This is a genomic window from Myxococcus sp. CA039A (assembly GCF_013336645.1).
In the GTDB taxonomy this organism is placed as follows: Bacteria; Myxococcota; Myxococcia; order Myxococcales; family Myxococcaceae; genus Myxococcus; species Myxococcus llanfairpwllgwyngyllgogerychwyrndrobwllllantysiliogogogochensis.
Map to the genome: position 1 here is coordinate 1 of NZ_JABUMQ010000425.1, position 8,232 is coordinate 8,232.

The 8,232-nt window shown below is 70.1% G+C and carries 6 protein-coding genes and 2 pseudogenes; 6 read left to right on the top strand and 2 right to left on the bottom strand.

The window, feature by feature from the left end:
* A pseudogene (locus tag HR086_RS48065) lies at positions 1 to 244 on the bottom strand (hypothetical protein); the annotation flags it as partial.
* A 98-nt stretch (positions 245 to 342) separates the two neighbouring features.
* Here HR086_RS48065 and HR086_RS42210 point away from each other — a divergent pair.
* From HR086_RS42210 to HR086_RS42235, 6 genes are all read left to right on the top strand, one after another.
* The gene (locus HR086_RS42210; protein ID WP_254626693.1) at positions 343 to 2,511 is read left to right on the top strand and encodes an HTH domain-containing protein; all 2,169 of its coding nucleotides are present in this window, start codon (positions 343 to 345) and stop codon (positions 2,509 to 2,511) included.
* Between the two features lie 67 nt (positions 2,512 to 2,578).
* Positions 2,579 to 3,493, top strand: a complete 915-nt coding sequence (locus HR086_RS42215; RefSeq protein WP_141648073.1) for a HEAT repeat domain-containing protein — start codon at positions 2,579 to 2,581, stop codon at positions 3,491 to 3,493.
* Positions 3,471 to 4,121, top strand: coding sequence for a hypothetical protein (locus tag HR086_RS42220; protein ID WP_371745625.1), 651 nt, complete (start codon positions 3,471 to 3,473; stop codon positions 4,119 to 4,121). Before HR086_RS42215 ends, HR086_RS42220 begins: the two co-directional genes overlap by 23 nt.
* A 98-nt stretch (positions 4,122 to 4,219) precedes the next feature.
* A complete protein-coding gene (locus HR086_RS42225) occupies positions 4,220 to 5,239 on the top strand; it encodes a biotin--[acetyl-CoA-carboxylase] ligase (protein ID WP_174456662.1) in 1,020 nt (339 codons plus the stop codon).
* Between the two features lie 55 nt (positions 5,240 to 5,294).
* A complete protein-coding gene (locus tag HR086_RS42230; protein WP_141648083.1) occupies positions 5,295 to 6,065 on the top strand; it encodes a type III pantothenate kinase in 771 nt (256 codons plus the stop codon).
* Positions 6,062 to 7,204: a hypothetical protein gene (locus tag HR086_RS42235; protein ID WP_174464243.1), complete on the top strand. Its 1,143-nt coding sequence runs from the start codon at positions 6,062 to 6,064 to the stop codon at positions 7,202 to 7,204. Before HR086_RS42230 ends, HR086_RS42235 begins: the two co-directional genes overlap by 4 nt.
* Positions 7,205 to 7,288: 84 nt before the next feature.
* On the opposite strand, the pseudogene HR086_RS42240 reads toward HR086_RS42235, so the two are convergent.
* A pseudogene (locus tag HR086_RS42240) lies at positions 7,289 to 8,232 on the bottom strand (hypothetical protein); the annotation flags it as partial.

The following is an 8,232-nucleotide window of genomic DNA, read 5'->3' on the forward strand; positions in this document are numbered from 1 at the left end:
CCTCCGCGCCGACCCTCCGGAGCACCAGCTCCAGGTGGGCCTCCGCCAGGGAAACCTGGGCCAGCCCACGCCCCCCTGTATGCAAGGAGGCCACGGCGCGCACCAAAGCGGGAACGACTTCTGCTAAGGACTCCTCCACCGCGCCGGACAGCAGGTCCACTCCATCCAGTTCCAGTGCGATGGAATCCAGCGGGGAGGCCGAGGGTTCGCGTTTCCAACGCTGTCCGATGCGTATGCGGGTCATCTTCGGTTCGTTGACAAGCCAGTTTACCGATGGCTAGCATCCGCCGCCCATACGGACCTACATTTTTGTAACCGTTCGGAATTCTTGGGGAATACTCGATGACATTTTACGAGGCCGCGCTCCGAATCCTGGAGAGCGAAGGTCGTCCCCTCCACTTCCTTGAAATCACCGAGAAGTCCATCCAACAAAGCCTGCTCTCCCACGTCGGCAAGACGCCTGAGGTGACGATGCTCTCGCGTCTCGCCGCCATGGCGCGTCGCACGAGGGACCGCAAGGTGATTGTGACCGCGAAGGACACCTTCGCGCTGGTGGATTGGTCGATTCCCGAGGATGTGGAGGCCCTGGCGCAGACTGGCGTAATCGAGCCGAATCCGGAAGAGGACTTGCCGCCGCTGCGTCCAGCGGAGCGGCATCCGGAGCCGCGCACGGACAATGTGCGTGCGGCGGGCAGAGGCAGCGAGCGCAAGCGCCGGAGGGATGAGGACGAGGAGCGGGGTGGAAAGCGCAAGCGCTTCCCGCCGCTGCCCGAGGTGGTGTTCGAAATCCTCAGCGACGCCGAAGCCGGGCTGCGCACGGAGGTCATCATCGAGCGCGCTCGGAGCAAGGAGCTGTGCGCCGAGGACCTCACGGTGGAGGCGGTGCTCACGGCGCTGTTGGAGGACAACCAGCGTCGCATCGACGCGGGTCGGCGTCCGCAGTACGCGTTCAACAAGGACTCCGGAGAGGTGACGCTGGAGCGCGCGGGTTCGCCGAGCGAGGCTCCGTCGCTGGAGCTGCAGGCCGCGTTCGCGCAGGCGCTGGGCATTCCCCTGGAGGCCGGGCGTCCGGTGCTGGCCCGTACGGCGGCCACGGCGGCGGCGGGAGAGCCGGTGGTCGACGCCGCGCTGCTCGCCACGCTGCGCACGTCGCTCAAGGATGCACGCCGTGCCGTGGCGCGCGGGCTGCGCAAGCGCCTGGGCGAAGCGGACGTGGGCACCTTCGAGAAGTCCGTGGTGAAGATGATGCACGGGCTGGGCTTCCGCGAGCTGAAGGTGGCCAAGCGCTCCAAGGAAGGCCCCCTGCTCACGGCGCGCAAGCGCGAGGGCAGCGTGGAGCTTCGCTACGCGGTGCGCATGCTGAAGGGCGCGCCCGCCATCGACCGCAAGTCGGTGCAGGAGCTGCGTCGCGACCTGAGCCACTACTCGGCGCAGGTGGGTCTGCTGGTGAGCGCGGGTGACGTGCGCGGGGATGCGCGCACGGAGGCCCAGGCCAGCGGCTCGCTGGTGATGTTGTGGTGTGGCGACGCGCTGGGTGAGAAGTTCCTGGAGGCCGAGACCGCCGTCACCATCACCCGGGTGGAGCTGTACGAGGTCGACGAGACCTTCTTCGAGGCCGCGAAGCTGGACGCCGAGGAGGCCCAGAAGCGCCGCGAGGAGCGTCAGCGCGAGAAGCAGACGCGCGACGACGAGTCCCCGGAGGTCGCCGCCGCCGCTGCTTCGTCGGAGCGGCCGGAGCATCCTCCCCGCGAGAAGCGTCGCCGGGAGCGCGAGCGAGACCGCGACAAGCAGCGCGAGGCCCGCCCGAGTGACGAGGTCGAGGTCTCCTCCGAGGGAGCCGAGGCACGCGGAGGCGGAGAGTCCGCCGCCGAGGGCCGTGAGAGCTTCCCCGCCGCGCCCGTGTCCCCGCCGCAGTCCACGGGGGCCGAGGACGAGGAGGGCGATGACGGGGATGACGACGAGGACGACGACCTCGAGGCCGCGAGCGCCTTCGTGGGTGCGCGTCCCGAGGGCGGAGCCGCGGAAGGCGGCGATGCCTCGCAGGGTGACCGCAAGCGCCGCCGCCGCCGTCGTCGGGGTCGCCGCGGCCGTGGCAATCGGGGCACCGAGGCGGGTGCCACGCCTACGGGTGAGGCCGGTGCCGCGCCTACGGGTGAGGCCGGTGCCGCGCCCCAGGGCGAAGCAGGGGCCGTCGCTCCGGGCGAGGCCGCGCCTTCGGGCGAAGCCACCGCCGCGCCTCAGGGCGAGGCGGGAGCCGACACCCAGGGCGAGACCGTCGCCGCTCCGGCGCGGGTCTCCGAAGAGGAGGCTGTCGCCGCGCCCCAGGTTGGCGTCGAGTCCACGGAGGAGGGGCGCATTGCTCCCGCCGCCGAGGCCTCGCCCACGGAGTCTCATCGGGATGTTCCTCCGCCCCCGCCGGCCACCGAGTCGACGCAGGCGGGTGAGTCGCACGAGGTGCGAGAGGCTGCGCCTCTTCCGGCTCGGAGTCCGTCCGAAGGGGGAGAGGGCTGACACGGTTCGTCGCGGAGGGTGGGATTGGCCGGCACGGGCTGTCCCCGGGTGTTAGCCTGGGGGAGCGATGAAGCCGGCCTTGATGCTCGCCATCTGCGTCGTCCTCCTTGGCGCCTGCCGGTCGCAGGCGCCAAGCTACCCGGTGGCGCCGGTGGATGTGTCCGGCGCCACGGTGCGGGACAACGCCCTGCTGGGACTCGCGCCCGAGGGTGTCGCGACGTTGTTCACCCAGGCGTTGAGGTCCTCCCGTCGCTTCGAGCTGAAGGGCGAGGAGGGGCCCCGCGAGGTGCGTCCCTGGCGCCTGACGCTGGATGTCCCCTTCACGCGCGAGGTGCTGAAGGACGGGGACCCTCGCAGCTACGCGGAGGTGGGCGCCAACCTCGTGCTGGAGCGCTTCGGCGGTGAGCTGCCGCAGCACTACGAAGTGGTGGGCCTGGGCGAGGCGCCGGTGCTGGAGGACTCTCCCTCCGGACGACAGGCCGCCATGCGCACCGCGCTGGAGTCCGTGCTGCGGCAGGTGACGGACTCGGCGGTGATGCAGCTGTCCGCGCTGGATCGCACCGATGAGGTGCTGGTGCAGGAGCTGCGCGCGGATGACACGCGCGTGCGCGAGTTCGCCCTGCGCACGCTGGCCGAGCGTCAGCACCCCGCCGCCGCGCCGCTGCTCATGGATCGGCTGAAGGAGTCCTCCGACGGGGACGTCCTGCGCAAGACGATTGGCGCGCTGGTGGAGATGAAGGCGCGCGTCGCCGTGCCGGCGCTGATTGACCTGGCGCGGGGGCGCGACAACGGCTTCGTGCAGGAGCTGGTCTTCGCCGTGGGGGAGATTGGTGGCCCCGAGGCGGAGGCGTACCTGTATACGGTGGCCCAGGGGCATGACGCGCCCGCCGTGCAAGCCGCGGCGCAGCAGGCCCTGGAGACGCTCTACGCATCACGCAAGCACATCACCGCGGAGGCGCGTGGTCGGGACCACGCGGACTGACATCGAGATGACGCGTTCGTTCGGAGTGGGTGGCGCCGTCCTTCTGGCCGCCCTGATGCTGGGGAGCGGCTGCTCCAAGCGGGTGGAGGCGGAGCCGGAGAAGCAGTCCGCGTCTGGCGACGTCTCGGACTACTACCCGCTCGCGGTGGGCAACCGGTGGACGTACCGGGTCAACGGTCGCGCCGACAAGCTCGTCACCGTGGAGATCCTCAAGCAGGAGGAGGGTTACTTCCACGACAACCAGGGTGGGCAGCTGGCCGTGGACGCCTATGGCCTGAGAGACCCCAAGCGCTACCTGCTGCGAGGGCCCCTGGAGACGGGCCACGCGTGGACGAACGTGGTGTCGGTGTCCTCCACGGAGCGCTACCAGATTGTCCAGGCCGGGGGCTCGTGTGACACGCCCGCGGGCAGCTTCCCGTCCTGCATCCAGGTGGAGGGGCGCAACCGGGTGGATGCCCAGGCCACGCTCATCAACACCATGACGTTCGCCCCGGGGGTGGGCATGGTGCTCCTGGAGACCGCGCTGGAGACGGCGAGCCAGCGCATCCCCCAGACGCGCCTGGAGCTGACGAAGTACGAACTGGAGGGCAGCCGTCCCTCTGGGGCGAGCACCCCGCCCGCCGGCTGACCGCCGGGCTGGTGAACAGGGAGGGGCAGGCGTTGGGGCGGGCGAGTTGAAAGCCCGTCCGCCGGTCCGTACCCTTGCGCCTCGTGCGAGGTGCCGCCGTGCCCGTGGAATCGACTGAGCAGACGCAAGAGGAACTCATCCTGGGGTTCCTCTCCGAGAGTGGTGACGACTACACCTCTGGCGAGGCCCTGTCGGGCAAGCTGGGCCTTTCCCGCACGGCCGTCTGGAAACGCGTGGAAGCCCTGCGCACCAAGGGCTACCGCATCGAGGCCATCCCCGCCCGGGGCTACCGGTTGGTGGAAGTGCCGGACCGACTCACCTCGTTGGAGGTGGCGCCGCTGCTGGAGACCCATGACCTGGGTCGTACCCTCCACCACCACGCGGTGCTGGGCTCCACCAACGAGGTGGCCTTCCGCCTGGCCCAGGACGGGGCCGAGCACGGCGAGGTCGTCGTCGCCGAGCAGCAGACCTCGGGAAAGGGCCGCCGGGGACGGGTCTGGGTGTCCCCGCCGGGACTCAACCTGTACTTCTCCGCCATCCTCCGTCCGGAGCTGCCGCCCCAGCGGGCTCCGGAGCTGACGCTGGTGGCCGCCGTGGCGCTGGCGGAGACGCTGCGCGAGGCCGGTACCGACGCCGCCATCAAGTGGCCCAACGACGTCCAGATTTCGGGGCGCAAGGTCGCGGGCATCCTCACCGAGCTGTCGGCCGAGCCGGAGCGGGTCCACTTCGTCATCGTCGGGGTGGGGGTCAACCTCAACTGCCAGGCCGAGCACTTCCCGGAGGAGCTGCGGGAGACGGCCACCTCACTGTCGCTGGCCCGGGGTGAGCGGGTGAACCGCGCCCAGTTCGCCGCCCAGCTCTGGACGCGCATGGAGGAGTGGCTGGACCTCTATCTGGAGACGGGCTTCGACGCGGTGCGGACCCGCTGGAAGGAGCTGTCCTCCACCCTGGGGCAGGACGTGCTGGTTCGTACGGACCGCAACGAGCTGCGGGGGCTGGCGGTGGACATCGACCCGTCGGGGGCGCTGCTGGTGCGCACGGAGTCAGGGCAGGTGGAGCGCGTGCTGGCGGGGGACGTGGAGCAACTGCGGCCCCGGCAGTCGCCGCGCTCGAAGTAGGCGCGGGGCAAGGCGGTCCTCGACAAGTCACCTTCGGAGTAGAGTGCGGGCCGTGATTCTCCTGGCCATCGACGTGGGTAACACCAACACCGTCCTCGGCGTGTTCGACGGCCGCAAGCTGCTCGACCACTGGCGCGTGGAGACGAGCACCCGGCGCACCTCGGACGAGTACGGCATCCTGGTGCGCCAGCTCTTCTCCCACAGCGGCATCGACGCGACGAAGGTCGGCGCGGTGGCCGTGTCCAGCGTGGTGCCGCCGCTCCAGTTCAGCATGGAGAAGATGAGCGAGCGCTACTTCCGGATGCGGCCCATGTTCGTCGGGCCGGGCGTGAAGACGGGCATGCCCATCCTCTACGACAACCCCCGCGAGGTGGGCGCGGACCGCATCGTCAACGCGGTGGCCGCGTACGAGAAGCACCGCTCCGCCGTCATCGTCGTGGACTTCGGCACCGCCACGACGTTCGACGCGGTGTCGGCGCGGGGCGAGTACCTGGGCGGCTGCATCTGCCCCGGCATCAACATCTCCATGGAGGCCCTGTTCCAGAACGCCTCCAAGCTGCCGCGCGTGGAGTTCGCCCGGCCGCCGCACGTCATTGGCCGCAACACGGTGCACTCCATGCAGTCGGGCCTCGTGTACGGCTACGTCGGGCTGGTGGACGGCATCTGCGCGCGCATGCAGGCCGACCTGGGCCAGCCCGTGAAGGTCGTCGCCACCGGGGGCCTGGCTCCCCTGGTGGCCAGTGAATCCAAGGCCATCCACGAAGTGGACGAGCTCCTCACGCTCGAGGGCCTTCGCATCATCTACGGAAGGAACCACGCGACATGACCACCGCCGCCCCCAGCAGCATCCCAGCACCGCCTCCGGGCTGCCCCTTCAACGCGGAGTTCCTGCCGCCCAACCTGCGCAAGCACGTGGACCCTGCCGCGCCGGTGCCGCTGCGGATGATGGCCGCCAAGTCGCTGGTTCCGCTCAGCCCGTCGGACATGCTGGGCGCGTTGTTCATGCTGACGTTCGACCCGGACGAGGCCGTGCGGGAGACGGCGGCGAAGACGTCCGCGGGCCTTCCGGACAGGATTCTCGGCTCCGCGCTGCGCGACGAGGAGGTGCAGCCGCAGGTGCTGGGCTTCTTCCTGGGCCTCCTGAAGGAGAAGGCCGCCTACGCGGAGATGCTCATCCTCAACGCCAGCACGCCCGACGACGCCGTCGCGGTGGTGGCGCGCGACTGTGGCGCGAAGCTGGCGGAAATCATCGGACAGAACCAGCTTCGCCTGCTTCGTCACGAGGACATCCTGCGCGGCCTCTGCTCCAACGCGCAGGCGCAGGTGTCGCTCATCGACAGCGTCTGTGACTTCGCGGTGCGCAGTGGCCTGGTGCTGGCGGACGTGCCGCAGATGAAGGCCGCGCGCGTGCGCCTGTTCGGCCCGGAGGCCGCCGAGGCCCCGCCGGACCCGGGCCCCACCGCGGATCAGCTCCTCCAGGAGATGGGGGGCGAGGTGGCGGACGAGAACGCCGCGCCGCTGGAGGAGGGCAAGCGGCTGACGCTGGCGCAGCGGCTGATGAAGATGTCCATCGCGGAGAAGATCAAGCTGGCGACGCTGGGCAACAAGGAAGCCCGCACGGCGCTCATCCGCGAGACGAACAAGCTGGTGGCCGTGGCCGTCGTCCGCAGCCCGCGCATCACCGACGGCGAGGTGCTGTCCTTCGCGGCCAACCGCGCGATGATGGATGACGTCCTGCGCGTCATCTACAACAACCGCGAGTGGACGAAGAACATGAAGGTGCGGCTGGCCCTGGTGAAGAACCCCAAGGTGCCGCTCACCGTCACCATGAAGTTCCTCAACTCGCTGCGCGACAACGAAATCAAGGACCTGAGCCGCGACAAGAACGTGCCCGCGGCGGTGCAGGCGTTCGCCAAGAAGCTCTTGGAGAAGAAGACCACGCCCAAGAAGACCGAGGACAAGTAGGCGCGGGATGGGGGAGCCTTCCAGACGGGAGGCTCGACCCCCGAGGTTCAACCGCCCCGGGTGGTCCCGGGGCGTTCAGCTGCTTCAGGCCGCCGCTTCGTCGGCGTCGGCCACGGCGGAGGCGGGCTCCTCCAGGAGCTGCTGGGCGATGACGAGCGCCTTCTTCGTCTTCTCGCGCAGCTTCTCGTCGTTCTTGATGCGCGCGTAGAGCTTCGTCACGCGCTCCTCGTTGCGGACCGCGGTGGCCTCCAGCTCGGAGATGCGCTTGCGCAGCTCCTCCGCCTCGTCCGCCGCGCGGGTGCCCTGCTCGGACAGCTCGGACTGGGTCTGCTCCAACTGGCCCCGCAGCTCCTCGGCCTCGCGCTGCGCCGTGTCCACCTGGGCGCGAAGGCCCTCGGCCTCCTCGTGCGCGGCCTGCACATCCGCCTCGAGCTGGCCGGTGCGGTTGCGCAGCTCTTCCAGCTCCGCGTTGAGTCCGGCGACCTGCGCGGCCTGCTGATCCAGCTCCTCCTGGACGGTGGCCAGCCTGGCGGTGGCGCCGCGTGCCTCGTCCTTGGAGGTGGCGAGCTGCTGGTCCACGCGCTTGCGCTCCGCGGCGAGCGTGTCCGCGCGCGTGGTGAGCGTCTTGATCTGCGCGTCGCGCCGGGCCATCTCCGACTCGGCCGTGCTGGACTTCTGCTCCAGCTCCAGGTGCTGGTCCTTCAGCTCGACGATCTCCTGGTCCTTCTGGTTCAGCTCCGTCTTCAGGCGCAGGATTTCCTTGTCGCGCTTGTTGACGGCGTCGCGCAGGGCGAAGGTGTCCTTGTCGTTCTTCCCGACGGACGCGCGCGCGGTCTCCAGCTCGGTGGCCTTGCCTTCCAGCTCGGACTCCAGCTCGCGCACCCGGTCCTCGGCCTGCGCGGCCACGCCACGCGAGTCCTCGAGCGACGCCTGGAGCTCGGCGACCTTCGCGCGCAGGTTGCGCAGCTCGGCGGCGTCGGCGGCGGACGTGACGGGGGCGGCCGGAGTGGCGGCCACGGGCGGAGTGG

What these genes read in the sequence shown, in the direction of transcription:
- HR086_RS42210 (WP_254626693.1), top strand. Translation starts at nt 343, where the DNA reads ATGACATTTTACGAGGCCGCGCTCCGAATCCTGGAGAGCGAAGGTCGT.
- HR086_RS42215 (WP_141648073.1), top strand. Translation starts at nt 2,579, where the DNA reads ATGAAGCCGGCCTTGATGCTCGCCATCTGCGTCGTCCTCCTTGGCGCC.
- HR086_RS42235 (WP_174464243.1), top strand. Translation starts at nt 6,062, where the DNA reads ATGACCACCGCCGCCCCCAGCAGCATCCCAGCACCGCCTCCGGGCTGC.